This window comes from Streptomyces sp. NPDC000229 (assembly GCF_040300825.1).
Lineage (GTDB): Bacteria > Actinomycetota > Actinomycetes > Streptomycetales > Streptomycetaceae > Streptomyces.
The window spans coordinates 1-26,111 of record NZ_JBEPEL010000005.1 but is presented as its reverse complement, the minus strand read 5'-3'; the positions used below and the strand labels follow the sequence as shown (position 1 = coordinate 26,111).

26 protein-coding genes are annotated in these 26,111 nt (G+C 72.4%); 11 read left to right on the top strand and 15 right to left on the bottom strand.

The window, feature by feature from the left end:
- Positions 1–5 precede the first annotated feature (5 nt).
- From ABT360_RS04690 to pdhA, 6 genes are all read right to left on the bottom strand, one after another.
- Positions 6–1,064, bottom strand: coding sequence for a potassium channel family protein (locus ABT360_RS04690; protein WP_351811025.1), 1,059 nt, complete (start codon positions 1,062–1,064; stop codon positions 6–8).
- A 20-nt stretch (positions 1,065–1,084) separates the two neighbouring features.
- Positions 1,085–2,419 (bottom strand): molybdopterin molybdotransferase MoeA, encoded by a 1,335-nt coding sequence (locus tag ABT360_RS04685; protein WP_351810643.1) that lies wholly within the window; start codon positions 2,417–2,419, stop codon positions 1,085–1,087.
- Positions 2,416–3,354: an NTP transferase domain-containing protein gene (locus tag ABT360_RS04680; RefSeq protein ID WP_351810640.1), complete on the bottom strand. Its 939-nt coding sequence runs from the start codon at positions 3,352–3,354 to the stop codon at positions 2,416–2,418. Before ABT360_RS04680 ends, ABT360_RS04685 begins: the two co-directional genes overlap by 4 nt.
- 102 nt (positions 3,355–3,456) lie before the next feature.
- On the bottom strand, positions 3,457–4,887 hold the full coding sequence (locus ABT360_RS04675; RefSeq protein ID WP_444852178.1) for a dihydrolipoamide acetyltransferase family protein: 1,431 nt from the start codon (positions 4,885–4,887) through the stop codon (positions 3,457–3,459).
- Entirely contained in the window at positions 4,887–5,912 is a 1,026-nt protein-coding gene (locus tag ABT360_RS04670; protein WP_351810634.1) for an alpha-ketoacid dehydrogenase subunit beta, read from the bottom strand. The genes ABT360_RS04675 and ABT360_RS04670 overlap by 1 nt, the downstream gene beginning before the upstream one ends.
- Complete coding sequence (gene pdhA / locus ABT360_RS04665) at positions 5,909–7,045, bottom strand: pyruvate dehydrogenase (acetyl-transferring) E1 component subunit alpha (protein ID WP_351810631.1); 1,137 nt, start codon at positions 7,043–7,045, stop codon at positions 5,909–5,911. The genes ABT360_RS04670 and pdhA overlap by 4 nt, the downstream gene beginning before the upstream one ends.
- A gap of 183 nt (positions 7,046–7,228) precedes the next feature.
- On the opposite strand from pdhA, the gene ABT360_RS04660 reads away from it, so the two are divergent.
- Positions 7,229–7,756: an Lrp/AsnC family transcriptional regulator gene (locus ABT360_RS04660; RefSeq protein WP_444852176.1), complete on the top strand. Its 528-nt coding sequence runs from the start codon at positions 7,229–7,231 to the stop codon at positions 7,754–7,756.
- 257 nt (positions 7,757–8,013) lie between these two features.
- Here the strand turns inward: ABT360_RS04660 and ABT360_RS04655 are convergent, their stop codons facing one another.
- Together ABT360_RS04655 and ABT360_RS04650 are read right to left on the bottom strand one after the other, a co-directional pair.
- On the bottom strand, positions 8,014–8,607 hold the full coding sequence (locus tag ABT360_RS04655; protein ID WP_351810629.1) for a TetR/AcrR family transcriptional regulator: 594 nt from the start codon (positions 8,605–8,607) through the stop codon (positions 8,014–8,016).
- Positions 8,604–10,136 (bottom strand): 3-hydroxyacyl-CoA dehydrogenase, encoded by a 1,533-nt coding sequence (locus tag ABT360_RS04650; RefSeq protein WP_351810626.1) that lies wholly within the window; start codon positions 10,134–10,136, stop codon positions 8,604–8,606. Before ABT360_RS04650 ends, ABT360_RS04655 begins: the two co-directional genes overlap by 4 nt.
- 123 nt (positions 10,137–10,259) lie before the next feature.
- Here ABT360_RS04650 and paaN point away from each other — a divergent pair, with 123 nt between their 5' ends.
- Positions 10,260–11,954, top strand: a complete 1,695-nt coding sequence (paaN, locus tag ABT360_RS04645) for a phenylacetic acid degradation protein PaaN (RefSeq protein ID WP_351810623.1) — start codon at positions 10,260–10,262, stop codon at positions 11,952–11,954.
- 49 nt (positions 11,955–12,003) lie between these two features.
- On the opposite strand, the gene ABT360_RS04640 is transcribed toward paaN, so the two are convergent.
- The 3 genes from ABT360_RS04640 to ABT360_RS35335 are packed head-to-tail and all read right to left on the bottom strand — an operon-like array spanning position 12,004 to position 15,100.
- Complete coding sequence (locus tag ABT360_RS04640; protein WP_351810620.1) at positions 12,004–12,651, bottom strand: TrmH family RNA methyltransferase; 648 nt, start codon at positions 12,649–12,651, stop codon at positions 12,004–12,006.
- The gene (locus ABT360_RS04635; RefSeq protein ID WP_351810618.1) at positions 12,648–13,856 is read right to left on the bottom strand and encodes an HTTM domain-containing protein; all 1,209 of its coding nucleotides are present in this window, start codon (positions 13,854–13,856) and stop codon (positions 12,648–12,650) included. The genes ABT360_RS04640 and ABT360_RS04635 overlap by 4 nt, the downstream gene beginning before the upstream one ends.
- The gene (locus ABT360_RS35335) at positions 13,853–15,100 is read right to left on the bottom strand and encodes a DUF5819 family protein (protein ID WP_444852175.1); all 1,248 of its coding nucleotides are present in this window, start codon (positions 15,098–15,100) and stop codon (positions 13,853–13,855) included. The genes ABT360_RS04635 and ABT360_RS35335 overlap by 4 nt, the downstream gene beginning before the upstream one ends.
- 118 nt (positions 15,101–15,218) lie before the next feature.
- Here ABT360_RS35335 and paaA point away from each other — a divergent pair, with 118 nt between their 5' ends.
- From paaA to ABT360_RS04600, 6 genes are all read left to right on the top strand, one after another.
- The gene (gene paaA / locus ABT360_RS04625; RefSeq protein ID WP_351810615.1) at positions 15,219–16,172 is read left to right on the top strand and encodes a 1,2-phenylacetyl-CoA epoxidase subunit PaaA; all 954 of its coding nucleotides are present in this window, start codon (positions 15,219–15,221) and stop codon (positions 16,170–16,172) included.
- Entirely contained in the window at positions 16,169–16,456 is a 288-nt protein-coding gene (gene paaB, locus ABT360_RS04620) for a 1,2-phenylacetyl-CoA epoxidase subunit PaaB (protein ID WP_351810612.1), read from the top strand. The genes paaA and paaB overlap by 4 nt, the downstream gene beginning before the upstream one ends.
- Positions 16,453–17,181, top strand: a complete 729-nt coding sequence (gene paaC / locus ABT360_RS04615) for a 1,2-phenylacetyl-CoA epoxidase subunit PaaC (RefSeq protein WP_351810610.1) — start codon at positions 16,453–16,455, stop codon at positions 17,179–17,181. Before paaB ends, paaC begins: the two co-directional genes overlap by 4 nt.
- Positions 17,175–17,684, top strand: coding sequence for a 1,2-phenylacetyl-CoA epoxidase subunit PaaD (paaD, locus tag ABT360_RS04610; protein WP_351810607.1), 510 nt, complete (start codon positions 17,175–17,177; stop codon positions 17,682–17,684). The genes paaC and paaD overlap by 7 nt, the downstream gene beginning before the upstream one ends.
- Positions 17,685–18,746: a 2Fe-2S iron-sulfur cluster-binding protein gene (locus ABT360_RS04605; protein ID WP_351810604.1), complete on the top strand. Its 1,062-nt coding sequence runs from the start codon at positions 17,685–17,687 to the stop codon at positions 18,744–18,746.
- Positions 18,747–18,837: 91 nt separating this feature from the next.
- Positions 18,838–19,971 carry an acyl-CoA dehydrogenase family protein gene (locus ABT360_RS04600; protein ID WP_351810601.1) on the top strand — a complete coding sequence of 378 codons (1,134 nt, stop codon included), beginning with the start codon at positions 18,838–18,840 and terminating at the stop codon, positions 19,969–19,971.
- Positions 19,972–20,559: 588 nt separating this feature from the next.
- Here the strand turns inward: ABT360_RS04600 and ABT360_RS04595 are convergent.
- The 3 genes from ABT360_RS04595 to ABT360_RS04585 all read right to left on the bottom strand — a co-directional run bounded on the left by ABT360_RS04595 (position 20,560) and on the right by ABT360_RS04585 (position 23,340).
- Positions 20,560–20,904: a rhodanese-like domain-containing protein gene (locus ABT360_RS04595; protein WP_351810598.1), complete on the bottom strand. Its 345-nt coding sequence runs from the start codon at positions 20,902–20,904 to the stop codon at positions 20,560–20,562.
- 54 nt (positions 20,905–20,958) lie between these two features.
- Positions 20,959–21,759 carry a hypothetical protein gene (locus ABT360_RS04590; protein ID WP_351811017.1) on the bottom strand — a complete coding sequence of 267 codons (801 nt, stop codon included), beginning with the start codon at positions 21,757–21,759 and terminating at the stop codon, positions 20,959–20,961.
- Between the two features lie 144 nt (positions 21,760–21,903).
- Entirely contained in the window at positions 21,904–23,340 is a 1,437-nt protein-coding gene (locus ABT360_RS04585) for a DUF2252 domain-containing protein (protein ID WP_351810595.1), read from the bottom strand.
- Between the two features lie 310 nt (positions 23,341–23,650).
- On the opposite strand from ABT360_RS04585, the gene ABT360_RS04580 reads away from it, so the two are divergent.
- The gene (locus tag ABT360_RS04580; protein WP_351810593.1) at positions 23,651–24,076 is read left to right on the top strand and encodes a MarR family winged helix-turn-helix transcriptional regulator; all 426 of its coding nucleotides are present in this window, start codon (positions 23,651–23,653) and stop codon (positions 24,074–24,076) included.
- Between the two features lie 135 nt (positions 24,077–24,211).
- On the opposite strand, the gene ABT360_RS04575 is transcribed toward ABT360_RS04580, so the two are convergent.
- Positions 24,212–24,934: a GbsR/MarR family transcriptional regulator gene (locus ABT360_RS04575; RefSeq protein ID WP_351810590.1), complete on the bottom strand. Its 723-nt coding sequence runs from the start codon at positions 24,932–24,934 to the stop codon at positions 24,212–24,214.
- Positions 24,935–25,155: 221 nt separating this feature from the next.
- Between ABT360_RS04575 and ABT360_RS04570 the strand changes: the two genes are divergently transcribed.
- Positions 25,156–25,827, top strand: coding sequence for a DUF4097 family beta strand repeat-containing protein (locus ABT360_RS04570; protein ID WP_351810587.1), 672 nt, complete (start codon positions 25,156–25,158; stop codon positions 25,825–25,827).
- A gap of 13 nt (positions 25,828–25,840) precedes the next feature.
- Positions 25,841–26,111: ATP-binding cassette domain-containing protein (locus tag ABT360_RS04565; RefSeq protein ID WP_351810584.1), on the top strand; the 271-nt coding region annotated here is incomplete at its 3' end.

The following is a 26,111-nucleotide window of genomic DNA, read 5'->3' as shown; positions in this document are numbered from 1 at the left end:
CGAGGCTACTCCGGCGGTGTGCTGAGCGGTGGCACACTGCTCGCCCGGACGATGGTGATCAGGCGGTCCGTCAACTGGAGCGGGCTTGCCGCCGGATCGTCGTAACCGAGCAGCCGGTGCCCACGCAGGACGCTGATCACCAGGTCGTCCGTCTCACGCACGTTCTTGCCCACCTCGGCCTTTATGACCGGCCGTTCGACCAGGTCGAGTCCGCTGCCCTGCTGGATCAGGTCCTCCATGACCGTGCCCGCGCTGGGGCTCAGTACGGACAGGCCCAGCAGCCGGCCGGCCGCGCTCGCGCTGGTGATCACGGCGTCCGCACCGGACTGGCGCAGCAGCGGCGCGTTCTCCTCCTCCCGTACGGCCGCGACGATCTTCGCCCCGCGGTTGAGCTGGCGAGCCGTCAAGGCGACCAGGACAGCGGTGTCGTCGCGCTGTGTCGCGATGACGATCTGCCGGGCGCGCTGCACTTCGGCACGCAGCAGCACGTCACTGCGGGTCGCGTCGCCGATCACGCCCGTGAACCCGTCCGCGTTCGCCGTCTCGATGACCTTGCTGCTCGGGTCGACGATGACGATCTGGTCCTTCTTCAGCCCGGTGGCGCACAGCGTCTGGATCGCCGACCGGCCCTTCGTACCGAAGCCGATGATGACGGTGTGGTCGCGCAACGTGGACCTCCAGCGGTTGAGCCGCCACTCTTCCCGGGTCCGTTGGGTGAGGACCTCGAGAGTGGTACCGACCAGAATGATCAGGAACAGCACGCGCAGCGGGGTCACCAGCAGCACATTCACCAGCCGTGCGCTGTCGCTGTGCGGAACGATGTCGCCGTAACCCGTCGTCGACAGGGTCACGGTCGCGTAGTAAATGGCATCGAGGAAGTCGACGCCTTCGTCGGCGTTGTCGTGGTAGCCGCCGCGGTCGACGTAGACGATGAGGACGGTCAGCGCGAGGACGAACAGCGCCATCAGCAGCCGCTTGCCGACCTGGCGGAGGGGCTTTTGGACGATCGGGTTGGGAAGCCGGATCTGCCCGCCCACGAGATGCTCCTCGGCGCGGCGGGCCATCGCATCCTGGCCAGGAAGTTTCACGTGAAACACCCCTCGGTGGTCGCCGCCCAGGGCAGGTCGAGAATCTCCAGTACGTCCCCGGGCCGGGCACCACCCGGCGGGACGACCGCGAGCCCGTCCGCCGCCGCGATCCCGCGCAGCATGGCCGGGCCGTTGTAGTGCAGGGGCACGACGCGCCCGGAACCGCGCCCGGGGGCGTGCCCCGTCGCGCGTCCCGCCGCGTTCCCCGTGGCGTGGCCGTCCTCGTGGGCGACCGGCACGAGCCGGGTGTCGTGCGGGTGGCCGTGCACCTCGTCGCGTACGGCGGCCCGGTACGGTGCCGGGATCCGGCGTCCCGCGAGGCCACGGAGCAGCGGCTCGGCCAGGGTGAGCAGGCCGGAGACGGCCGCGAGCGGGTTGCCGGGCAGACCGACCAGGTATGTGGCCGGGGTGAGCCGGGCGAGCAGCATCGGGTGCCCGGGGCGGACCTTCACCCCGTCGACCAGCAGCTCGGCGCCCGCCTTGCGCAGCACGGGGTGGACGTGGTCGACCGGCCCCGACGCGGTGCCTCCGGTGGTGATCACCACGTCCGCCCCGGACTCGGTCACCGCCGCATACAGCGCGTCGGCGTCGTCCCCGATGCGCCGGGTCACGCCGACGTCCGCGCCGAGCGCGCGCAGCCAGGGCGCGAGCATCGGACCGAGGGCATCGCGGATGAGCCCGTCGTGCGGCAGGCCGGCCGCGAGGAGCTCGTCGCCGAGGACCAGGACGTCGACTCTCGGTCGTACGACGGTGTGGAGTTCGTCGTACCCGGCGGCTGCGGCCAGTCCGATGACGGCCGGCGTGACGGGTGTCCCGGCGGGCAGGAGCCGGTCGCCGGAGCGGCATTCCTGGCCGCGCGGCCGGATGTCCTGCCCATGGGTCACCTCACGCCGGGCGTGCAGGTGGCCGGTCGCGTCCGTACGGGAGTGCTCGCTGCGGATCACAGCGGTGGCGCCGGTCGGGACGCGGGCGCCGGTGGCGATCCGTACCGCCTCGCCGTCGGGCAGCGGAGGGGTCTGCGCGTGCCCCGCCAGGACGGAGTCGCCTTCGTGGATCCGCCAGGGGCCGGGGCCCGCGACGGCCCACCCGTCCATGGCGGAGGTGTCGAACGACGGCAGGTCGGTGAGCGCGGTCAGCGGCTGGGCGAGCACACCGCCCAGCGCCTGTCCGAGAGCCACCCGCCGTGTCCGGGTCGGGCGGGCCGTGCCCAGGCGTGCGGCGGTGGACCGGGCCTCGGCCCAGGGCGTGGCCCGGTGCCGCTCCTGCTTCGGGGCCCGGGACCCGACCAGGGCGAGGGCTTCGTCGACGCCGTCGACCTCCGGCTCGGTCATCCGGCGCCGGTCCCGCTGTCGGTTCCCTGGCCAGCCGCGCCGCCGGTCCCGCCGCCGGTTGCCCCGCCGGTTGCCCCGCCGGTCCCGCTGTCGGCCTCGTTCGCCCAGCGGTCGGCGAGGGCGGACGCCTTGCGCGCGGCTTCGGCCACCGCCGCGGATACGGCTTCGGGGCCGCCCGCGGCGGCCTTGGCTGCGGCGTAACCCACCAGGAAGGTGGTGAGCGGGGCGGCGGGGCGGGCGACCCCGTGCGCGGCGTCGCGGGCCAGGTCGAGCAGGACGCCGGTGTCGACGTCCAGTTCGATGCCGAGCTCGTCCTTGACTGCGGTGATCCATTCGTCCAGCACGTTCCCATGCTCCCTGATCGTGGCCCGGGCCGTGGCGATGTCCTCCCAGGTGTCGCAGTCGAAGGAGGCGAGGGGGCCGGACGGGATACGGAGGAGGTCCAGCTCCTGGACGAGCAGCCGCAGCGGCAGTCCGGTCAGGTTGCCGTGTTCGGCTGCCAGGAGGGCGAGTTCGCGGCGCAGCGGCTCGGTCCGGTAAGCGGCGACGAGCGGCTGGTCCCGCCCGTCGGGGTCCACGGACAGCACGCCCTCGGCGCTCCCGTTCGCCAGCGCGTCGACCAGGGTGCGTACGCCACCGTCCTGGAGGAAGGGCAGGTCGCCGCTCAGGACGACCACGGTGTCGGCCTCCACGTGCCGCACGCCCGCCGCCAGCGCGGCCAGCGGCCCGCTGCCCGGCGGTTCCTCCCGTGCCCACACCACGGGCCGCACGGTGGCCCGCCGCCCGCCCACGACGACGGCGCGTCCGGCTTCGCGGCAGGCCCCCAGCACACGGTCGAGCAGGGTCCGCCCGCCGATGCTCACGCCCGGCTTGTCCACGCCGCCGAGCCGCCTTGCGGCACCCCCGGCGAGCACGACGACGTCAAATGGGGTCACGGCACCAGTATCCCCAGGCATGCTCCCGCACCCACCCCCGGGGCGGCCGGGGCCGGGACGCGTGCACCCCCGCCCCCGCCCCCGGCCCGGGCCCCTGGACCGTCAGAGGGTCCGCAACAGCACCGCCGGATGCTCCACGCAGTCCGCCACGTACCGGAGGAAGCCGCCTGCTGTGCCTCCGTCGCACACCCGGTGGTCGAAGGTCAGCGACAGCTGGACGACCTGCCGGACAGCCAGTTCGCCCTCGTGCACCCACGGCTTGGGGACGATCCGGCCGACGCCCAGCATCGCCGCCTCGGGGTGGTTGATGATCGGCGTCGAGCCGTCGACCCCGAACACGCCGTAGTTATTCAGCGTGAACGTGCCGCCCGTCAGCTCCCCGGGCGTCAGCGTCCCGGCCCTGGCGGCTTCCGTCAGGCGGGCGAACTCCGCCGTCAGGGACTCCGCCGTGCGGCTGTGCGCGTCACGGACGACGGGGACGACCAGGCCGCGGTCGGTCTGCGCCGCGAAGCCCAGGTGCACCTCGGGCAGGCGCACGATCTCCCGCGCGGCCATGTCCACCCTGGAGTTGAGCTCCGGGTGGCGCGCGAGCGCGGCGACGCAGATCCGCGCGAGGAGCGCCAGGAGAGAGATCTTCGGTCCTCCGGCCGCGTTCATCGCGGCACGCGCGGCCATGAGCTCGGTCGCGTCCGCGTCGACCCAGCAGGTCGCGTCGGGGATCTCGGTCCGGCTGCGGGACATCTTGTCGGCGACCGCACCGCGTACGCCGCGCAGCGGCACCCGCTCACCGGCGCCGGCCGGCACGGCCGCCGCCTCGGGCGCTTGGGCGGGCGCCGGGTCGGACGCCTGGGCAGCCGCCGCCACGGGCGCGGCCACCGCGCGCTCCACGTCGGCCCGCAGGATCAGCCCGTCGGGGCCCGAGCCGCGCAACTGCCGCAGGTCGACGCCCTTTTCCCGGGCCAGCTTCCGTACGAGCGGTGAGATCACCGGCACCGGTCCGTCGGAAGGCGCGGGAGACAGCTGTGCGAGGCCCGCCGGTGCCGGGGCGGCGGGGCCCGCCGGTGCCGAGTTCGCCGGTGCCGAGTCCGCCGGTGCGGGCGTCACCGGTGCGGGAGTCACCGGTACCGCCGCCGGACCGGCCGTCTCCCGCCGGACCCGCCGCCTCCGAGCCGCCGGGGCGGCCGTGCCGTACCCGACGAGCACGTTCCCCGAGCCCTCCTCGGAGGAGCCGGACGGACCGGTCGAGCCCGACGGGTCGGCCGAGGGAGCCGAGCCCGGGGCCGACGTCGCACCCACCGCCACCGTCAACAGCGGGGCTCCGACCGGAAGTTCCGCACCCTCCTCGCCGAACCGCGCGGTCACCACGCCCCCGTAGGGGCACGGCACCTCGACCATGGCCTTGGCCGTCTCGACCTCGACGACCGGCTGGTCGATGGCGACGACGTCCCCGACGTCCACCAGCCAGCGCACGATCTCCGCCTCGGTGAGGCCTTCGCCGAGGTCCGGCAGCTTGAACTCCAGCACCTGGGCCATCAGCTCTGTGCCTCCCACTGCAGTCGCGCCACGGTGTCCAGGATCCGGTCCACGCCCGGCAGGTGGTGCCGCTCCAGCATCGGCGGCGGGTAGGGGATGTCGAAACCGGCCACCCTCAGCACCGGCGCCTCCAGGTGGTGGAAGCACCGCTCCGTGACGCGAGCGGCGATCTCCCCGCCCGGTCCGCCGAAGCCGGACGACTCATGGACGACGACGGCGCGCCCCGTGCGCCGTACCGACGCGCAGACCGTCTCGTCGTCGAAGGGCACCAGCGACCGCAGGTCGACGACCTCCAGGTCCCAGCCCTCCGCCTGCGCGGCCTCGGCGGCCTCCAGGCACACGGGCAGGGACGGCCCGTAGGTGATGAGGGTGGCGCTGCGGCCCGTCCGCCGCACGACCGCGCGCCCTATCGGCTCGACCGGGTCGGGCGCGTCCGGCGACCACTGGGCCTTCGACCAGTACAGCCGCTTGGGCTCCAGGAAGACGACCGGGTCGTCGGAGGCGATCGCCGCCCTCAGCAGCCCGTAGGCGTCGGCGACCGTCGCGGGCGTGACGACATGGAGCCCCGGAGTCGCCATGTAGTACGCCTCGGACGAGTCGCTGTGGTGCTCGACGCCGCCGATCCCGCCGCCGTACGGCACACGCACCACGATCGGCAGCGGCATCGTGCCCCTGGTCCGGTTCCGCATCTTCGCGACATGGCTGAGCAGCTGTTCGAACGCCGGGTAGGCGAAGGCGTCGAACTGCATCTCGACGACCGGCCGCAGCCCGTACATCGCCATGCCGACGGCCGTGCCCAGGATGCCCGCCTCGGCCAGGGGGGTGTCCCTGCAGCGGTCCTCGCCGAACTCCTTGGCGAGCCCGTCGGTGACCCGGAAGACACCGCCGAGCGTGCCGACGTCCTCTCCCATGACGTGGACGGACGGGTCCTCGGCCATCGCGTCGCGCATGGCGCGCTGGAGCGCCTGCGCCATGGTCGCGGGCTTGGTGGCGGGCTTGGGCGCCGCGTTCGCCACGGTCGTCATCGTGCCTCACCCTCGGCTTCGAGCTCGGCGCGCAACTGGGCCGCCTGCTCCCGCAGTTGTGCCGTCTGCTCGGCGTACACATGCGCGAACAGGTCCATCGGGTCCAGCTCGGCGTCCGCGTTCATCCGCTCCCGCAGCCGCGCCGCCATCGTCTCGGCGTCCTCGGCCGCCTGCCGTATGCCGTCCTCGTCGAGGAGGCCGCGCTCGGTCAGCTCGTGCTCGAGCAGCCGGATCGGGTCGTGCTCCCTCCACGCCTCGACCTCGCTGTCGCCGCGGTACCGGGTCGCGTCATCGGCATTGGTGTGGGCGTCGATGCGGTACGTCACGGCCTCGACGAGCGTGGGACCGCCTCCGCGCCGCGCGCGGGCGACGGCCTCGGAGAGCACCTGGTGCACGGCCGCCGCGTCATTGCCGTCGACGAGCCGGCCCGGCATCCCGTACCCGACGGCCTTGTGGGCCAGGGACGGGGCCGCGGTCTGCTTGGCGAGCGGCACGGAGATCGCGAAGCCGTTGTTCTGTACGAGGAAGACGACCGGGGCCTGCCAGACCGCCGCGAAGTTCAGCGCCTCGTGGAAGTCGCCCTCGCTGGTGCCGCCGTCGCCGACCATCGCGAGGGCCACCACGTCGTCGCCCTTGAGGCGGGCCGCGTGCGCCAGGCCCACGGCGTGCGGCAGCTGGGTGGCGAGCGGCGTGCAGAGCGGCGCGACGCGGTGCTCGTGCGGGTCGTACCCGGTGTGCCAGTCGCCCCGCAGCAGGGTCAGCGCCTGTACGGGGTCGAGGCCGCGTGCCACGGCGGCGAGGGTGTCACGGTACGAGGGGAAGAGCCAGTCCCTGTCCTCCAGCACCAGGGCGGCGGCGACCTCGCAGGCCTCCTGGCCCGTGCTCGACGGGTAGACCGCCAGCCTGCCCTGCTTGGTGAGGGCCGTCGCCTGCGTGTTGTACCGGCGGCCGCGCACCAGCTCGGCGTAGAGCCTGCGCAGCAGCTCGGGCGCGAAGCCGGCCGCGGCGTCCGTGCCCAGCACCCGGTACGGCTCGGGGTCCGGGAGCAGCGGTGCGGGGTCGGTACGCGGCTTCCACGCCGGGGGCGGGGTGGGCCGGTAAGGGGCGGCACCTGGCAGCTCTTGGACCGTCATGACAGCACCTCCTCGTGGGAGCGGGCATATAGACCCGAAGGGGGACGCGACTGTGACGCGCCTCACCTACCGATTGTTCGGTCGTGGCGGCATTTTGGCTACAGGTGCCTTCGGTCTGTGGACAAACGGTTCTCCACAGCCTGGGATAGAGACAGGTCGTCCATGGATGAGAGGCGGGGGGACATGGCAGCTGAACAAATGGCCGACGGCAGGGATCAGGGCGGGCCAAATGACGAGCCTCAGGCGCCGCCGCGGCCGCTCGACGCGATCGACCGCGACATCCTCCGTATCCTCCAAACGGATGGCCGCGCCTCGATACGCTCCGTGGCCGACCGCGTCCATGTGTCACGCGCGAACGCCTACGCACGGATCAACCGGCTCATCGAGGACGGGGTGATCCGCGGCTTCAGCGCCCGTGTCAACCACGAGCGGGCGGGTCAGGGCGCCTCCGCGTACATCACGCTGAAGATCGTGCAGAACTCCTGGCGCACGGTCCGCGAGCAGCTCCAGGCACTGCCGGGAGCGGCACACATCGCCCTGGTCAGCGGCGACTTCGACGTGCTGCTGCTGGTGCACACGCCGGACAACCGCACCTTGCGCGAACTGGTCCTGACCAGGCTCCAGGCGATCCCGGAGGTGCTCTCCACGCGCACGCTGCTGGTCTTCGAGGAGACGGACCTCAATCGGCGGCCCCTGACGGACGAGCTCTGAGGGCCCGGCTGACGGCCCGGCTCTGAACGGCCCGGCTGACGGCCCGGTGACGGCCCGGCTCTGACGGAGCCCTTTGGCGGAGGGCCCCGGCGGAGCGTCCCTGACGGACGGGGTCTCACGGCACCGCCCCGCCGGGGCGTTCGGTCACGGGCCGGGGGCATGACCTTCGGAGACGGCGTTACGTCATGACGTTCGGTGGCCGGGGCTCAGCCATGACCTTCGGAGCCGGCGGTCAGCCGGCCGTTCCGCGACCGGCTTCAGGGGCTCGTGCGCAGGCCGTCGAAGGCCAGGTGGACGACCGTCTCGATGACCTGCCGGCGCTCGGCGTCACCGCCCGGCTGCGGCCGGTACCACTCCACCAGCGAGTTGACCATGCCGAAGAGCAGCCGGGTGGCGAGCCGTATGTCCACGTCGGCGCGCAGGTCGCCGTCCGCGGCGGCGGCCTTGAGCAGGTCGGCGACCCGGTGGTCGAACTCGCGACGGCGTTCCAGGGCCCACCGCTCGGTCTTGGTGTTACCGCGTACGCGCAGCAGCAGCGTCACGTACGGCAGTTCGTCCATCAGGACCTCGACGGTGCGCCGGGTCACGTGCTCGACCCGCTCGATGGCCCGTCCATGCGCGGCGCCGGGCTCGTCGAGGACCGCGAAGAGGCCGTCGAGCGCCCGGCTGACGGCACGCCGCAGCAGTTCCTCCTTGCCCGCGACATGGTGGTAGATCGAGGACTTGGAGATACCGGCCGCCTTGGAGAGATGCTCCATGGAGGTCCCGTCGTAACCGCGCTCATTGAAGACGCGGACGGCGACGGAGAGCAGCGTCTCGGGGGTGTACGTGTCGCGCTTGGCGGTGGTCATCGGCTGTCCTGGTCCTTCATGGCGGCCCTCTCCTCGTGGTCCTTGCGGGCGATGCCGAGGCAGGGGGCGTAGCGGCCGGTCGGGTAGCGCTCGTGCAGGGCACGCAGCATGTCGGCCACGTACTCGTAGCCGAGCAGGGCGCCCCACTCCAGCGGCCCGGCCGGGTAGTTGACGCCGAGTCGCATGGCCGTGTCGATGTCCTCGGCGGAGGCCACGCCACGCTCGACGGCGTCGACGGCGAGGTCGACCAGCATCGCGACCGTACGGGCGACGATCATGCCCGGCACGTCGCCGATCACCGTGACGTCCTTGCCGAGCGCCTGGAAGAGGCCGATGGCCTCCTGGAGGGTTTCGGGCGCGGTGGCCGGGGCGGTGGAGAGGGCGATGCGGGTGGCGGTCGTGTAGTCGTGGGCGAGGTCGAAGAAGACGACCTCCTCGTCCACGTACTCGAAGAGCGACTCGCCGTGGGCGAGCATCAGCCGGCCGCCGCCCGGCAGGGTGAGGTGGTGGCCGTGCTTGCGGCGGCGGACCTTGATCCCGGCGCGCTCGATCATGCCGACGAGGGGCTCGGCATGGCCGAGGCGGCCGTGGACGGTGACCGCGGCGGGCGCGGGTGCGGGAGCCTCGGTGGGAACCGCCGGCCGCTCGGCCCCCTCGGCGTACGGGTACCAGCCCTGGCCCGTCTTGCGGCCCAGCCGCCCGGATTCGACCAGGCGCCGCTGCGCGAGGGACGGGGTGAACTTCGGGTCCTGGTAGAAGGCCTCCCAGACGGACCGGGTGACGGCCTCGTTGACGTCCTGCCCGATCAGGTCGGTCAGCTCGAAGGGGCCCATCCTGAAGCCGCCGCACTCGCGCAGGACCGCGTCAATGGTGGCCGGGTCGGCGGCCCGCTCCTCGTACAGGCGCAGCGCCTCCGCGTAGAAGGGGCGGGCGACGCGGTTGACGATGAAGCCCGGGGTGTCGGCGCAGCGCACCGGCGTCTTGCCCCACTCCTTCGCGGTGGCGTACGCGCGCGTGGCGGCGGTTTCGGCGGTGGCGAAGCCGCTGACGACCTCGACCAGCGGGAGCAGCGGGGCGGGGTTGAAGAAGTGCATGCCGACGAAACGGCCGGGCAGCCGCAGCGCTCCGGCGATGGCGGTGACGGAGAGCGACGAGGTGTTGGTGGCGAGCAGGCAGTCGTCCGGGACGATCTTCTCCAGTGCGGCGAAGAGCTCCTGCTTGACGTCGAGCCGCTCGACGATCGCCTCGATCACCAGCGCGGCGTCGGCCAGGCCGTCGAGGGCGTCCGCCACGTGCAGCCGGCCGGCCGCCGCGTCCCGCTCGACCGGCGACATCCGGCCCTTCTCGACGAGTCGGCCGAGCCGTCCGGTGATGGCTTCGGCGGCCTGCCGGGCGCGGTCGGGCACCGTGTCGTGGAGGCGTACGGGGTGCCCGGCGACCAGGGCGACCTGGGCGATCCCCTGACCCATGGTGCCGGTGCCCACGACAGCGACGGTACGGCTCCGCTCGATGGCCATGTTGTCGGTCATGACAGTGATCCTCCCCGATGAGTTGTCCACAGGTTCGGGAGGCCCCCTTGTCCCGACCGATCGTTCGGTTACTCTAGCTCTGTCCGCCTGTCCCTGCCCAGCTCGACGAGGAGTTGGTCCGCCATGGCCGCCGCTCAGCTCACCACCGACCACCTGACCGAGAGGCACCGCTCCACGCTGGAACAGGCCCTCGAAGCCATCCGCACGCGGGCCTACTGGTCCCCGCACCCCGAGCACCCGAAGGCGTACGGGGAGAACGGCTCGCTGAGCGCCGCCGACGGCCTCGATGCCCACAAGGCCACTCTCGGCGCCCGCTTCGAGCTGGACCAGCCGGGCACGGACGGCTGGACGGGCGGTGAGGTCTCGCCGTACGGCCCGGAGCTCGGCGTGGAGTATCCGCACGCCGACGTGGACGTCCTGCTGCCGGCGATGCGCGTCGGCATGGGCGCCTGGCGGGACGCCGGCCCCGAGACCCGCGCCTTGATCTGCCTGGAGATCCTGTCCCGCATCAGTGCCCGTACGCACGAGTTCGCGCACGCGGTGATGCACACCAGCGGGCAGGCTTTCATGATGGCGTTCCAGGCGGGCGGGCCGCACGCGCAGGACCGCGGCCTGGAGGCGGTGGCGTACGCGTACGCCGAGCAGGTCCGCACCCCGCTGGTCGCCGACTGGTCCAAGCCGCAGGGCAAGCGGGACCCGCTGGAGCTGCGCAAGTCCTTCACGCCGGTGGGGCGCGGCATCTCCCTGCTGATCGGCTGCAACACCTTCCCGACGTGGAACGGTTACCCGGGGCTGTTCGCCTCCCTGGCCACGGGCAACCCGGTGCTGGTCAAGCCGCACCCCCGCGCCGTGCTCCCCCTCGCCCTGACCGTACGAGTGGCGCGCGAGGTGCTGGCCGAGGCGGGCTTCGACCCGAACCTGGTCGCGCTGGCCGTCGAGCGGCCGGGCGAGGGCATCGCCAAGGACCTGGCCGTCCGCCCGGAGATCCGGATCATCGACTACACCGGCTCCACCTCCTTCGGCGACTGGCTGGAGGCCAACGCCCGGCAGGCGCAGGTCTACACGGAGAAGGCGGGCGTCAACACGGTCGTCGTCGACTCGACCGACGACTACAAGGGGATGCTGTCCAACCTGGCCTTCTCGCTGTCCCTGTACAGCGGCCAGATGTGCACCACCCCGCAGAACCTGCTGATCCCCCGCGACGGCATCACGACGGACACCGGCCCCAAGTCGTACGACGAGGTGGTCGCCGACCTCGCGGCCGCGGTGTCCGGACTGCTCGGCGACGACGCCCGGGCGAACGCCCTGCTGGGCGCCATCGTCAACCCGGACGTGAAGGCCCGGCTGGAGGCGGCCGCGGGTCTCGGCGAGGTCGCCCTGGCCTCGCGCGACGTGGCCAACCCCGACTTCCCCGACGCGGTCGTCCGCACGCCCGTCCTGGTCAAGCTGGACGGCTCCAAGCCGGACGCGGAGGCGGCGTACATGTCCGAGTGCTTCGGCCCGGTCGCCTTCGCCGTCTCCGTCGAGTCGACCACCGACGCGCTGGAGCTGCTGCGGCGCACGATCCGCGAGAAGGGCGCGATGACGGTCGGCGCGTACACCACCTCACCGGACGTCGAGCGGGCCGTCGAGGAGGTCTGCCTGGAGGAGTCGGCGCAGCTCTCGCTGAACCTGACGGGCGGGGTGTACGTCAACCAGACCGCGGCGTTCTCCGACTTCCACGGCTCGGGCGGCAACCCCGCGGCGAACGCCGCCCTGTGCGACAGCGCTTTCGTGGCGAACCGCTTTCGGGTCGTCGAGGTGCGCCGCCCGGCGTGACGGCTCCCGGGGGCAGGCCCCCGGCTGGGGGTCCCCTCTGGACGAAGCCCTAGGGGGAGATCTCCGCGTACCGCTGCACCCAGGCGTGCATGGCGATCGCCGCGGCCGCACCCGCGTTGATCGACCGGGTGGAGCCGAACTGGGCGATCGAGCAGACCATCGTCGCGTGCTTGCGGGCCTCCTCGGTGAGGCCCGGGCCCTCCTGCCCGAACAGCAGGACGCAGCGGCGCGGCAGCTCGGTCCGCTCCAGCGGCACGGCGCCGGGGAGGTTGTCGATCCCGATGATCGGCAGTTCCTCGGCGGCCGCCCAGGCGGTCAGCGACTCGGTGTCCGGGTGGTGGCGCACATGCTGGTACCGGTCGGTGACCATGGCGCCGCGCCGGTTCCAGCGGCGCCGGCCGACGATGTGGACCTGCTTCGCGAGGAAGGCGTTGGCCGTCCGGACGACGGAGCCGATGTTGAAGTCGTGGCCCCAGTTCTCGACAGCCACATGGAAGTCGTGGCGCCGGGTGTCCAGGTCGGCGACGATCGCCTCCCGCCTCCAGTACCGGTAGCGGTCGACGACATTGCGCCGGTCGCCGTCGGCGAGCAGCGCGGGGTCGTACCGCTCGTCCTCCGGCCAGGGCCGGGGGTGCGGACCGACGCCGATCTCGGGGCCGTAACCGTCGTCGTACTGGAGTGGGGTCTCGCTGCTCACCCCACGAGGGTACGGGGGGCGGGCTCCCCGCCGTCGTGCCGCTGCTGCGGGAGCACTTTCCCGGTCCGCGGCAGCAGCCGCTCCCCGCCGCGCCGGACGCGGGCGCCCAGCCGGACCAGGAAGACCGTCGGCAGGAAGACGGCATCGGCGGCAATCATGGCGAGCGAGAAGAACGGCAGCCCGAGCAGCAGCGCGATACCGGCGTGCTCGAGCATCATCGCCACCAGCAGGACGTTCTTGACCCGCCGGTTGAACAGCGTGAAGGGGAAGGCGACCTGCACGATGACCGTGCCGTACGTCACGAGCATGACCATCACACCACTGGCGGCGAGCAGGTCGGAGAGGAACGGCCAGGGGGTGAAGTAGTCCAGCTTGAGCGGGTAGTACAGCGCGGTGCCGTCCTGCCAGCGAGACCCCTGGATCTTGTACCAGCCGGCTGTGGCGTAGATCAGGCACACCTCGGCCATGATCACGGCGAGCGTGGCGTTGTGGACGAGATTGGCGAGGACATCGGCCAGGACGCGCGGCTGGCCCGGCGCGTACCGGCACACCAGCCACCACACCCCCTGCGCGGCCCACAGCAGCCACAGCAGCACCAGCAGCCATGGCTCGCCGGTCCGGTCGAGGAACAGCGTCGCCGCCACCAGGCCGAAGGCGAGAACCGACCACATCACCGGCCCCAGCGGGTCGCGCACGGCATCCGAGCGCGCCGCACGGCGGGCGTCGAGGGACCAGACCTGGCTGCACCGGGTCAGGACGAGGTAGATGGCCATCAGGTGGATGACGTTGTCACCGCCGTCGCCCATGAAGATCGAGCGGTTCTGCAGCGACAGCACGCCCACCATGAACAGCACCGACATGGTGCGGGTGCGCCAGCCGATCAGCAGCAGGACGCTGGACAGCACGGCGAGGGCGTAGACGCTCTCGAACCAGAGGGGACTGTCCGACCACATCAGGACCGTGAAGGCGTGGTTGTTCGCGATGAGCTGCTGGCCCATCTCCCACGACCAGGGGCCGTCCGGTCCGTACAGCTCGTGGCGGTTGGGGAACTCGCGCAGCAGGAACAGCAGCCAGGCGGCGGAGAAGCCGATGCGTACGACAGCGGTCTGGTACGGGCCGAGGGCCGTGCCGGTGACCTGCTGGACGGCGCGGGCGAGCCGGCGGTCGAGCGGCTCGGTGCGGGCGCGGGCATTGCTCGGGTTCACTTGTCCGCCTCCGTACGGCCGCCGCTGATACCACCGGGCAGGTCGGCCGCTGTCACGGTCCACCACGGGAGCACCCGGTAGTAGGGCCGGGTGTCGGTCTTCTCGTCGCTCCACACCGGGGCCTCGACGCCCTGGGTGGCGGAGCGCAGCTGTATCCGCTCGATCCTGCCGCCGAGCCGGTGCCCTTCGAGCCGCAGCATGGCGATGCGCCGGATGTAGCGCTCGGAGAGCTGCCCGCGCATCCCGTTGGGGCGGTTGTCGTTGGTGTGCGAGTTCACGTAGAAGTCCCAGCCCCGGCGGAGCTCGTTCTGGTTCACATGGCTGGGGAAGAGGTTGCCCCGGATCGCTTCGCCGTCGTCGGCGGAGAGGTCGATCCACCCGGTGGTCCTCCGCCCGCCGTCGCTCCCCACGACCTCGGCGCGGACGTGGACGGCGATGTTCTGCTGGAGGGGGTTGGGTGCGAAGAGCTTCCAGTTCTGCTCGAACTCGGGGAAGACCCAGTCGTCCACGGCCTTGCCGTGCTGCTTGGTGAGCGTGTTCGAGGGCGCGACGTGCAGAAACGCCATGGCCAGGTGGACGCAGGCGAACATCCCCACGACGGCGAGTGAAACGGCCGCCACGACCTGGTACGGCAACGACAACGCGGCCACCCCGACGGCTCCCGCCCGGGCGCCTGCGGTCCCCGCCTCCCCCGGCCCATACGCGGCCGGGCCACCAACTGCCCCGGCCGGCACGCTTCCGTGCTCCGGCGGCCCCCCGTCGCCCTCCGCCGCACGCCCGCGCCCGCCCTGCCGGGCGGCCGGGGCCTCCGGGCGGGGGGCGGCGGGGTGGGGGTCGGGCCCGGAGTCGGGGGCGGTGGCGGAGTCGCGGTCGGGCCCGGAGTCGGCGTCGGCGGAGTCGGGGGCGGTGGCGGAGTCGGGCGTGGACCAGGACGGGATGGCGGCCTGCGGGCGACGGGTCCGGGTGGGTGCCGGGTCGGCGGCCGTGGGGGCGGGGCTCCGCTCCGGGGCCGCGGTGGAGGGCGACGCGGGGTCGGGGGACCGGGGCGTCGCTCGATCGGCGTAAGGGCCAACCGGAGATGTGCGGGCGGGATCCGGGGCCGGGGCGGGCCCCTGTTCGGGGCCGGATTCCGGGCCGGGGACGGCGGAGGGCGTGGCTTCGGCGGGAGAGGTCACACCCTCGGAGCCTTCCGTGTCGGTGGCGCGCCCGGCGCGGCCCCCGGCCTCCTTGTCGTACGAGTCCATCCCGCCCCGTTCCCGTTCCCCATCAATCAGCCGGAGTTATCCACAGGGTTGACACCATACGGGCCGCCGACTCACCATTGAAGTCATTCAACCGAACGATCGGTCGGTAGGGGGCCCGATGACGGCAGTGACTGCGGACACGCAGGAGGCGTACGAGGCGGTGTTCGACGCCACCGTGGCCGCCGACGAGCGGATCGAGCCGCGCGACTGGATGCCGGAGGCGTATCGCGCCACGCTCGTCCGGCAGATCGCCCAGCACGCGCACTCCGAGATCATCGGCATGCAGCCGGAGGCGAACTGGATCACTCGCGCGCCCTCGCTCCGGCGCAAGGCGATCCTGATGGCCAAGGTGCAGGACGAGGCCGGGCACGGCCTGTATCTCTACAGCGCCGCCGAGACCCTCGGCACGAGCCGCGACGAGCTGCTCGACAAGCTCCACACCGGTCGCCAGAAGTACTCTTCGATCTTCAACTACCCCACGCTGACCTGGGCCGACGTCGGCGCCATCGGCTGGCTCGTGGACGGCGCCGCGATCACCAACCAGGTGCCGCTGTGCCGCTGCTCCTACGGCCCGTACGCGCGCGCGATGGTGCGGATCTGCAAGGAGGAGTCGTTCCACCAGCGCCAGGGGTACGAATCGCTCCTCGCCCTCTCCCGGGGGACCCCGGAGCAGCACGCGATGGCCCAGGACGCGGTGAACCGCTGGTGGTGGCCGTCGCTGATGATGTTCGGCCCGCCGGACGACGAGTCGTCGCACTCGGCCCAGTCCATGGCCTGGAAGATCAAGCGGCACTCGAACGACGAGCTGCGCCAGCGGTTCGTCGACATCTGCGTCCCCCAGGCGGAGGCGCTGGGCCTCACCCTCCCCGACCCCGACCTCCGGTGGAACGAGGAGCGCGGGCACTACGACTTCGGCCCGATCGACTGGACCGAGTTCTGGGACGTCCTCAAGGGCAATGGGCCCTGCAACGAACAGCGCATCACCCAGCGCCGCCGCGCCCACGAGGAAGGCGCCTGGGTCAGGGAGGCCGCGGCGGCGTACGCGGCGAAGCACGGGGAGGCGACGGCATGACGACCAGCGACTGGCCGCTGTGGGAGGTGTTCGTGCGCTCGCGCCGCGGGCTGTCCCACACGCACGCGGGAAGCCTCCACGCACCGGACGCGCAGATGGCGCTCCGCAACGCACGCGACCTGTACACCCGCCGCAATGAGGGCGTCTCCATCTGGGTGGTGGCGTCCACGGCGATCACCGCCTCTTCGCCCGACGAGAAGGACCCGTTCTTCGAGCCTTCCGCGGACAAGCCCTACCGGCACCCGACCTTCTACGAGGTCCCGGAGGGGGTGAAGAACCTGTGACCGCCACCGTGAACACCGCCGCGGCGCTCGCCCTCGGCGACGACGCGCTGGTGCTGTCCCACCGGCTGGGGGAGTGGGCGGGGCACGCCCCCGTCCTGGAGGAGGAGGTCGCGCTCGCCAACATCGCGCTGGACCTGCTGGGCCAGGCACGGGTTCTGCTGTCTTTCGTCGGGGACGAGGACGAGCTGGCGTATCTGCGCGAGGAGCGGGCTTTCCGCAATGTGCAGCTGGTCGAGCAGCCGAACGGCGACTTCGCCCACACCATCGCCCGGCAGTTGTACTTCTCCACCTACCAGCGGCTGCTGTACGGCCGGCTGGCGGCAGCCGGCGACGGTGGCGGTGAGCTGACCGGGCTCGCGGCGAAGGCCGTCAAGGAAGTCGCGTACCACCAGGACCACGCCGAGCAGTGGACGCTGCGGCTGGGTGACGGCACCGCCGAGAGCCATGAGCGGATGCAGCGCGCCTGCACGGCACTGTGGCGCTTCACGGGCGAGGTGTTCCAGCCGTTGGAGGGGCTGGACGTCGACTGGCAGGAGCTGGAGTCCGACTGGCTGGCCTCGGTGACAGCGGTCATGGAGCGGGCCACGCTGTCCGTGCCGGAGGGCCCGCGCACGGGAGCGTGGAGCGCCGGTGCGGGACGCCAGGGCCTGCACACCGAGAGCTTCGGCCGGATGCTCGCCGAGATGCAGCACCTGCACCGCAGCCACCCGGGGGCGTCATGGTGACCGGTACGGCGGACATGACGGCGCTGGAGGCGGAGCTGAGCCGGCTGGCCGGCTCGGTTCCCGACCCCGAGCTGCCGGTACTGACGCTGGAGGAGCTGGGCGTGCTGCGTGGGGTGCACGTCCTCGCCCCCGGCCGGGTGAAGGTCGAGCTGACACCGACGTACACCGGCTGCCCCGCCGTCGAGGCAATGTCCTCGGACATCGAGCGTGTGCTGCACGAGCACGGCATGGAGGAGGTCTCCGTCGTCACGGTCCTCTCCCCGGCCTGGTCGACCGACGACATCAGCGCGGAAGGGCGCCGCAAGCTCGCCGAGTTCGGCATAGCGCCACCCCGCCATCAGGGTGCCGGCGGCGGGCCGGTGCCGGTCACGCTGGCCATCCGCTGCCCGCACTGCGGCTCGACCGAGACGGAGCTGCTGAGCCGCTTCTCCTCCACCGCCTGCAAGGCGCTGCGCCGCTGCACCGCCTGCCGTGAACCGTTCGACCACTTCAAGGAGTTGTAGATGTTCCATCCGCTCCGGGTGAGCGAGGTCGAGCGGCTCACGGACGACTCGGTCGCCGTCACCTTCGCGGTACCGCCCGAGCTGCGCGAGGCCTTCCGCCACATCCCCGGCCAGCATCTCGCCCTGCGGCGCCAGAGCACGAGCGGCGAAGAGATCCGCCGTACGTACTCGATCTGCTCCCCCGCCGCCCCCCAAGGCGAGGACCCGGTTCTCCGCGTCGGCATCAGGCTGGTGGACGGCGGTGAGTTCTCCACGTACGCGCTCAAGGAACTCACGGTCGGTGACACGGTCGAGGTCATGGAGCCGATGGGCCGGTTCCTCCTGCCGCCGCGCCCCGGGCACTTCGCGGCGATCGTGGGCGGCAGCGGGATCACCCCCGTGCTGTCCATGGTCTCGACGCTGCTGGCCCGCGAACCCGAGGCCCGGTTCTGCCTCATACGCAGTGACCGTACGGCGGCCTCGACGATGTTCCTGGAGGAGGTCGCCGACCTGAAGGACCGGTATCCGGGCCGCTTCCAGCTGGTGACCGTGCTGTCGCGGGAGGAGCAGCAGTCGGGTCTGCCGTCCGGGCGGCTGGACCAGGAGCGGCTGGCCGCGCTCCTTCCCGCGCTGCTTCCGGTGAGCGAGGTGGACGGCTGGTTCCTGTGCGGGCCGTTCGGGCTGGTCATCGGTGCCGAGCGGGCACTACGGGGGCTGGGCGTGGACCGTGGCCGTATCCACCAGGAGATCTTCCACGTGGACGACGGTTCGGCGCCCGCCGCCGTGCGGGTGGCCGCGGTGCCGGCGCACGCCACGCTCACCGCCACTCTCGACGGCCGGTCGGGCACCTGGCCGGTGCAGGAAGGGGAGTCGCTGCTGGAGACGGTGCTCCGGAGCCGCTCGGACGCGCCGTACGCCTGCAAGGGCGGCGTCTGCGGCACCTGCCGCGCGTTCCTGGTCACCGGCGAGGTCCGGATGGACCGCAACTACGCCCTGGAAGCGGAGGAGACCGACGCGGGTTACGTACTGGCCTGCCAGTCCCACCCGGTGACGCCGGAGGTGGAACTCGACTTCGACCGCTGAGTACGTCGTCTCGGCACCATTCCCTTCCCCTAGAACCTGTTCTATCTTGACGGTCCGTCAGATGAAGTGGGCGCGCGGGGAGGCAGGGGCTGTGGACTTCACCTTCAGCGAGGAACAGCAGGCGGCCGTCGAAGCGGCGAAGGCGGTCTTCTCGGGCGTCGCGCCCGATGGCGTACCGAGCCCGGCGCTCACAGCGGGCGCGGTGGCCCAGGAGTTCGACCGGGCGCTGTGGGCCAGGCTCGCGGCGGCAGACCTGCTGAGTCTGGTGCTCGCGCCCCGGCACGGTGGCGCGGGCCTGGACCCCATCGCTCTCTGCCTGGTGCTGCGCGAGTCCGCCAAGGTGCTGGCGCGCGTGCCACTGCTGGAGACCAGTGCGGTCGCGATGGCCTTGGAGCGCTATGGGGACGCCGACTTGGCCGGCGAACTGCTCCCCCGGATCGGCCGTGGCGAACGGGTGCTCACGGTCGGCGCCCATGGCCGAAGCGGCCACGATCCGGCGGAACTGGCGGTGACGGCCCGCCGGGACGGCAACCGCTGGGTGCTCGACGGGATGCAGACCAGCGTCCCGTGGGCGCGGTGCGCGGACCGTATCGCGATACCGGCGCACACCCCCGGGGGCCACGCGGTCATCGCCCTGGTGCCCCGCGACCACGAGGGCGTCACCCTCGCGGACCAGGTCTCCACGAGCGGCGAGTTGCTCGCCGAGGTACGGCTCGACTCCGTGCGGGTCACCGACCGCGAGGTGATCGGCACCGAGGGCGCCTGGGAATGGCTGCGCGGGCTGCTCACCACCGGCACATGCGCGCTGGCGCTGGGGCTCGGCGAGGCCGTCCTCGCGATGACCGGGGCGTACACCGGCAAGCGCGAACAGTTCGGGCACCCGATCGCGACCTTCCAGGCCGTGGCCGTCCAGGCCGCCGACCGTTACATCGACCTGCGGGCCATGGAGGTGACCCTCTGGCAGGCGGCCTGGCGGATCGGCTCGGGCGCCTCCGGAGCGCTCCCCGCCGCCGGGGACATCGCGGTGGCGAAGATCTGGGCCTCCGAGGGCGTACGGCGAGTCGTGCAGACGGCCCAGCACCTGCACGGCGGCTTCGGCGCGGACACGGACTACGCGCTGCACCGCTACCACGCCTGGGCCAAGCAACTGGAACTGTCCCTCGGCCCGGCCGCCGCCCACGAGGAGGCGCTCGGCGACCTCCTGGCCGCTCACCCCCTGGCCTGACCGCGGCCCGGCCCCCGACTGGTCCGCTGGTCCGCCGAACTGTTCCGCAGGCCTGGCCCACGGCACGAGCCGCCACCCTGACCCACCGGCCTGGCGCACCGGGCGGGCGGGCCGGTGAGTCGGTGGGTCGGCGGGTCGGCCTGACCGCTTACGCCGACCGCCGGCTGTCCGTGGGCCGGCCCCGCCGAGCTGTCCGTGGGCCGGCCCCGTCGGCTGTTCGTGCGCCCGCCCGCCGAGCTGACCCGCCCAGGGCGGCCCCGGCCGGCCATCAGCCTGACCCGCCGGGCCAACTGCCGGGCTCGACCCGCCGCGCGGACCTGCCTGACCCGCCGGACCAATCGTCCTCCTCGACCCACCGCGCAGGACCGCCTGACCCGCGGGCCTGACCGACCCGCCGCGCAGGACCCGCCTGGCCCCCGGACCTGGCCGACCCACCGCGCGGACCTGCCTGACCCGCCGGACCAACTACCCGCCTCGACCCACCGCGCAGGACCGCCTGGCCTCCGAGTCGGCCGGCGGCCCGGCCGGAACCCGCCCGGCCGCCGATCTGATCCGCCTGGCCGGCTGGTCCACGGGGCCTGCCCCGCGCTACAGAACGACGGCGGGGCTGCCGTTGTCGGTGACCATGGGGCGGCCGGCGCCTTCCCAGGCGAGCATGCCGCCGTCGATGTTCACGGCGTCGATGCCCTGCTGCACCAGGTACTGGGTCACCTGGGCCGAACGGCCGCCGACCCGGCACATCACATAGGCGCGGCGCCCGTCGGCGACCGCCTCGGTCACCTCGCCGAACCGGGCCACGAAGTCGCTCATCGGCACGTGCAACGCGCCCTCGACGTGCCCGGCCGCCCACTCGTCGTCCTCACGGACGTCGAGCACCAGTCCGTCGGCCGGCACCGACGCGGCGTCCACGGTGGGCAGCGATGCGAAGTTCATGGATCAGGCCTTCTCTCGTCGGTGGGGGTACATCCCGACGCTACTGCACAACCACTACTGAGCGAGCGCCGCCAGCTCCGCCTCACGCTCGGCGACCTGCGCCAGCAGCTGCTCGGCGATCTCCTCCAGCAGCCGGTCGGGATCGTCGGGCGCCATCCGGAGCATGGCGCCGATCGCGCTGTCCTCCAGGTCCCGCGCCACCACGGTCAGAAGCTCCTTGCGCCGGGCCAGCCATTCGAGCCTGGCGTACAGCTCCTCGCTCTCGCTGAGCTCGGTGGCCGCCGGCGCGGGGCCCGCCGCCCACTCCTCGGAGAGTTCCCGCAGCAGCGCCTCGTCACCACGCCCGTACGCGGCATTGACCCGCGTGATGAACTCCTCCCGCCGCTGCCGCTCCTTCTCCTCACGCGCCAGGTCCGGATGCGCCTTGCGCGCCAGCTCCCGGTAGAGCTTGCGCGCCTCGTCACTCGGCCGGACCCGCTTGGGCGGCTGCACCGGCCGGTCGGTGAGCATCGCGGCCGCCTCGGGGGGCAGGCCGTCGGAGTCCATCCAGTCGCCGAACAGTTCGTCGACGCCCGGCATGGGCATCACCAGCGCCCGCGCCGACTGCGCCTTGCGCACGTCCTCCGGGTCACCGGTGCGGGCCGCCTTCGCCTCCGCGATCAGCGCGTCCAGCTCGTCCAGCCGCGCGTACATCGGGCCGAGCTTCTGGTGGTGCAGCCGGGAGAAGTTCTCCACCTCCACCCGGAACGTCTCCACCGCGATCTCGAACTCGATCAGCGCCTGTTCCGCCGCGCGCACCGCCCGCTCCAGCCGCGCCTCCGGCCGCTCAGCCGCGTCGGCCACGCCGTCGGCCACGCCGGCCGTACCGGCTCCGTCACCGGTCGGGCCACCGGCCACGTCGGCGGTCGGGACGTCGGTCTCGTCGGCGGTCGGGGCACCGGTCACGTCGTCGTTCGGGGTCGTCACCCGACCAGCGTACGGGCGGACGGCCCCGACCCGTCACACCCCCAGCTCGGCGGCTATGCGCCCGCTCCTGACCGCCGCGAGCAGATCGGCGTGATCGGCCTCCGTCCGGTCCGCGTACGCCACGGCGAACCGTGCCACGGCCTCGTCCAGCTCGTCGTTCTTGCCGCAGTACCCGGCGAGGAGCCGGGGGTCGGCGCTGTGCGCGTGCGCCCGGGCCAGCAGGGCACCGGTCATCCGCCCGTAGTCGTCGACCTGGTCGGCCGAGAGCGCCGTCGGGTCCACGCTGCCCTTGCGGTTGCGGAACTGCCGCACCTGGTACGGCCTGCCCTCGACCGTCGTCCAGCCCAGCAGGTTGTCGCTGACCACCTGCATGCGCTTCTGCCCGAGCACCACGCGCTGCCCCTCGTGCGCCACCTCCGCCACGGGGAAGCCCACCCGCGGCAGGTACGGCAGCAGGGCGGAGGGCCGGGCCTCCTTCACCTGGAGCACCAGCGGCTCGCCCCGGTGGTCCAGCAGCAGCACCACGTACGAACGCGTGCCCACGCTCCCGGTCCCCACCACCCGGAACGCCACGTCATGGATCGCGTACCGCGCGAGCAGCGGCAGCCGGTCCTCCGGCAGCGTCTCCACATACGCGCCGAGCGAGGCGGCGACCGCCGCGGCCTCCGCGTCCGGCACTCGGCGCAGCACCGGCGGCGCGTCCACGAAACGCCGCCCGCCGTCCGGGCACTCCTCCGTGGCCTTGGCGGCGAACCGGGCACTGGTGTTGCCGCGCGCCTTCTCCGCCACCCGCTCCAGCGTGCCCAGCAGGTCGCGTGCGTCGGTGTGCGAGACCAGTTCCTCGTCGGCGATCGCGTTCCAGGCGTCCAGGACGGGGAGCTTGGCGAGCAGCCGCATGGTGCGCCGGTAGGCGCCCACCGCGTCGAACGCCGCCGCCCTGCACACGTCCTCGTCCGCGCCCGCCTCCCGACCGGCCAGCACCAGCGACGTCGCCAGCCGCTTGAGGTCCCACTCCCACGGGCCGACCACGGTCTCGTCGAAGTCGTTCAGGTCGATCACGAGCCGGCCGCGCGCATCGCCGTACAGCCCGAAGTTCGCCGCGTGCGCGTCCCCGCATATCTGCGCGCCGATGCCGGTGACCGGCGCACCCGCCAGATCGTGCGCCATCAGCCCGGCGGCGCCGCGCAGGAACGCGAACGGCGTGGCGGCCATCCTGCCCACCCGTATCGGCGCCAGCCCGGGTACCCGCCCCCGGCTCGACTCCTCCACCGCGCGCACGGCGTCCGGCCGCGCGCCGGAGAGCTCCAGCGAGCCGTGCGCCGACCGCGGCACCCGCTCCCGCAGCGCCTTGCCCCGCTCCTTCGGCGAGCCCTCTCCGCGGTCCGCGGACGCGAACCCCGGCACCACCGGTATGCGCTCGCCACCACCGGTTCCGCGCCGCGCCGGCATCGCTGTCCGGATGTCACCCATGAGCCCCGTCCCCGTTCACCATCGCCCAGTTGCCCCAGACGGTACCTCCGCCACCGGCCACCCGTCCCGGCCTGTGGACAACCGGCAGTCCCGGTTCGGACGGCGACCGCCCCCTGCGGCCCGCACGGCGCGCGCTTCGGGGATGTGGAAGGCGCCCAGGTACGCGAGCCCGTGCCGACGCACATCGGCAGCGGTGTCAGCGGATGACCGAGCACATGACGGAGCGGACTCGCGGTACCCGTACCACCACCCGCGTGCGCCCTCCGCGACGGGGCCGAGGGTGAAGCCACCGAGGACGGTGACACAGACCATGCCAACCGGACGCGACGAGTCGGTCGACACCATCCAGCGCGAGTTGACGGCGTTCGCCCGCCGCGCCCGCGCCACGGCCGCGCGGCTCCACCCGGAGCTGTCCCTCGTCTCGTACACGCTGCTCGCGCACATCGACGACCAGCACGGTTGCCGCGCAACCGACCTCGCCGCCCACTACCTGCTCGACAAGTCGACCGTCAGCCGGCAGGTCGCCGCCCTCGAGAAGCTGGGCCTCGTCGAGCGCCGCCCCGATCCCGCCGACCACCGCGTCCAGGTGCTGCACCCCACGGAAGCCGGCACCCGGGTCCTCTCGTCCACCCACGCCAGCCGCCGCGCCGCCTACCAGGAACGCCTCGCCGACTGGTCCACCGAGGACCTCGACCGCTTCGCCGCCTACCTGCTCCGCTACAACCGCAACGCCTGACCTGTCCGGAGAGACCCCGGAAAAGGGAACAGCGCTCGGTGGTACGCGACTGCGGCTGCCGGGCGAGGCGCTCGGCCAAGGCCCCGCCGGGCCGCGGCCGGCACGACGGGGTCGTCGGCCGGGCAATACGGCTGTCTATGAGGGCGTTCCGGTTTTCGCGTGGAGAACGTCGCGCGCCTGCTCCGCGGCGCGGGCGAGGCTCTCGGAGACGAAGTCGAGGAAGCGGGCGACGTTCTCGAGGCGGGTGGCGGCCGGTGTGTCGGGGCCGAGGACGCCGACGCCCTGCCGTGCGGTCTCGACGATCTGGGCGGTGGACCGGACGCTGGCCATCATCGACTGGTACCAGATGTCGTCGTCGACGACATAGCGCTCGCGCCGGCGTTCGTCGCGTTCCCGGCGGATGAAACCCTGGCTGTCGAGGAACGCGATCGCTTTGGAGACGGACGCCGGGCTGACCTGGAGACGCTGGACGAGTTCGGACGCGGTGAGGCTGCCGGAGTCGGTGAGGGTCAGGCAGGCCATCACCCGGGACATCATCTTGGGCATGCCCGAGGCCATGAGGACGGGGGTGAACGTCTCCTCGAACTCCCGTACGGCCTCGGGGTCGCGTCCGTGAGCCTGCGCGGGCAGCTCCATCCCCCGGGGCGCGGCCTGCCTGCGCCGGTGGGCGCGGCGTTCGGTGGCGCGGTGGGCAAGGTCGGCGCGGTAGGCGGCGGGGCCGCCGTTGCGCATCACTTCACGTGTGATCGTCGAGGTCGGACGATCGAGACGTCTGGCGATCTCCGCGTAGGCGAGGCCGTCGGCCAGCCCCAGCGCGATCTGCTGACGTTCCTGCTGGGTGAGCCTGCCTCCCGGCATCGTGGTCTCCTTCGTTCTCCCTGATGCCCCAGGGTAGCGTTCACCCCTATTTCATTGCAACGAGTAGGCCCCACGGTGTTGCATTAAATAGGAGCCCATTGCAACGAATTCTCTGACTTCACCTGCACTGACGCCGATTTCCTGCAACAAGGCTATTGAGCGATCCATGAATGCAACGTAGCGTTTCCAATGTCAGAAACGACGAGCCGAAGGAACGCAGCATGCAGAAGTTCGACACTCCCGCCGCCATCTCCGCCGTCCTCGACATCCCCGCCGGACGCATCCGGTTCATCGCCGCCGACCGGGCCGACACCGTGGTCGAGGTCCTGCCCGCGAACGCCTCGAGCGGCCGAGACGTGAAGGCTGCGGAGCAGACCAAGGTCGAATACGGCGACGGCGTCCTGCGGGTCGAGGCCGCACCGGCGAAGAACCGGATCCTCGGCCACTCCGGATCCATCGAGGTGACCATCCAGCTGCCCGCCGGCTCCCGCGTCGAGGCGAAGGCGGCCAGCGCCGAGATCCGGGGCGTCGGGCGGCTCGGCGACGTCACCTTCGAGGCCGCGCAGGCCACGGTCAAGCTCGACGAGACCGCGAGCGCCCGCCTCACCCTCCTCGCCGGCGACATCTCGGTCGGCCGTCTGGGCGGCCCCGCGGAGATCAGCACTCAGAAGGGCGACCTCCGCATCACCGAGGCCCTGCGCGGCACCGTCGTGCTCCGCACCGAGCACGGCGGGATCTCGGTCGGCGCCGCCAGCGGAGCCTCCGCCTCCCTGGACGCCGGCACCACCTACGGCCGGATCCACAACGCCCTCAAGAACACCGACGGCGCCGCCGCCGACGTGAACATCCACGCGACCACCGCCTTTGGCGACATCACCGCCCGCAGCCTCTGAAGGAGCACCCATCATGACCAACTCGGCCATCGCGGCGAACGGGCTGCGCAAGTCCTACGGCGACAAGGTCGTGCTCGACGGCATCGACCTGTCGGTGCCGGAGGGCACCGTCTTCTCCCTCCTCGGCCCCAACGGCGCCGGCAAGACCACCGCCGTCAAGATCCTGTCCACCCTCATCACCGCCGACGTCGGCGACCTGCACGTAGGGGGCCACGACCTGTCCGCCGACCCGCAGGCGGTCCGCTCCGCGATCGGCGTCACCGGGCAGTTCTCCGCCGTCGACG

Excerpts from the sequence above, each read along its gene's own strand:
- ABT360_RS04690 (WP_351811025.1), bottom strand. The coding sequence starts at position 1,064 with ATGGCCCGCCGCGCCGAGGAGCATCTCGTGGGCGGGCAGATCCGGCTT.
- ABT360_RS04685 (WP_351810643.1), bottom strand. The coding sequence starts at position 2,419 with ATGACCGAGCCGGAGGTCGACGGCGTCGACGAAGCCCTCGCCCTGGTC.
- ABT360_RS04675 (WP_444852178.1), bottom strand. The coding sequence starts at position 4,887 with ATGGCCCAGGTGCTGGAGTTCAAGCTGCCGGACCTCGGCGAAGGCCTC.
- ABT360_RS04670 (WP_351810634.1), bottom strand. The coding sequence starts at position 5,912 with ATGACGACCGTGGCGAACGCGGCGCCCAAGCCCGCCACCAAGCCCGCG.
- pdhA (WP_351810631.1), bottom strand. The coding sequence starts at position 7,045 with ATGACGGTCCAAGAGCTGCCAGGTGCCGCCCCTTACCGGCCCACCCCG.
- ABT360_RS04660 (WP_444852176.1), top strand. The coding sequence starts at position 7,229 with ATGGCAGCTGAACAAATGGCCGACGGCAGGGATCAGGGCGGGCCAAAT.
- ABT360_RS04655 (WP_351810629.1), bottom strand. The coding sequence starts at position 8,607 with ATGACCACCGCCAAGCGCGACACGTACACCCCCGAGACGCTGCTCTCC.
- ABT360_RS04650 (WP_351810626.1), bottom strand. The coding sequence starts at position 10,136 with ATGACCGACAACATGGCCATCGAGCGGAGCCGTACCGTCGCTGTCGTG.
- paaN (WP_351810623.1), top strand. The coding sequence starts at position 10,260 with ATGGCCGCCGCTCAGCTCACCACCGACCACCTGACCGAGAGGCACCGC.
- ABT360_RS35335 (WP_444852175.1), bottom strand. The coding sequence starts at position 15,100 with ATGGACTCGTACGACAAGGAGGCCGGGGGCCGCGCCGGGCGCGCCACC.
- paaA (WP_351810615.1), top strand. The coding sequence starts at position 15,219 with ATGACGGCAGTGACTGCGGACACGCAGGAGGCGTACGAGGCGGTGTTC.
- paaB (WP_351810612.1), top strand. The coding sequence starts at position 16,169 with ATGACGACCAGCGACTGGCCGCTGTGGGAGGTGTTCGTGCGCTCGCGC.
- paaD (WP_351810607.1), top strand. The coding sequence starts at position 17,175 with ATGGTGACCGGTACGGCGGACATGACGGCGCTGGAGGCGGAGCTGAGC.
- ABT360_RS04605 (WP_351810604.1), top strand. The coding sequence starts at position 17,685 with ATGTTCCATCCGCTCCGGGTGAGCGAGGTCGAGCGGCTCACGGACGAC.
- ABT360_RS04595 (WP_351810598.1), bottom strand. The coding sequence starts at position 20,904 with ATGAACTTCGCATCGCTGCCCACCGTGGACGCCGCGTCGGTGCCGGCC.
- ABT360_RS04585 (WP_351810595.1), bottom strand. The coding sequence starts at position 23,340 with ATGGGTGACATCCGGACAGCGATGCCGGCGCGGCGCGGAACCGGTGGT.
- ABT360_RS04580 (WP_351810593.1), top strand. The coding sequence starts at position 23,651 with ATGCCAACCGGACGCGACGAGTCGGTCGACACCATCCAGCGCGAGTTG.
- ABT360_RS04575 (WP_351810590.1), bottom strand. The coding sequence starts at position 24,934 with ATGCCGGGAGGCAGGCTCACCCAGCAGGAACGTCAGCAGATCGCGCTG.
- ABT360_RS04570 (WP_351810587.1), top strand. The coding sequence starts at position 25,156 with ATGCAGAAGTTCGACACTCCCGCCGCCATCTCCGCCGTCCTCGACATC.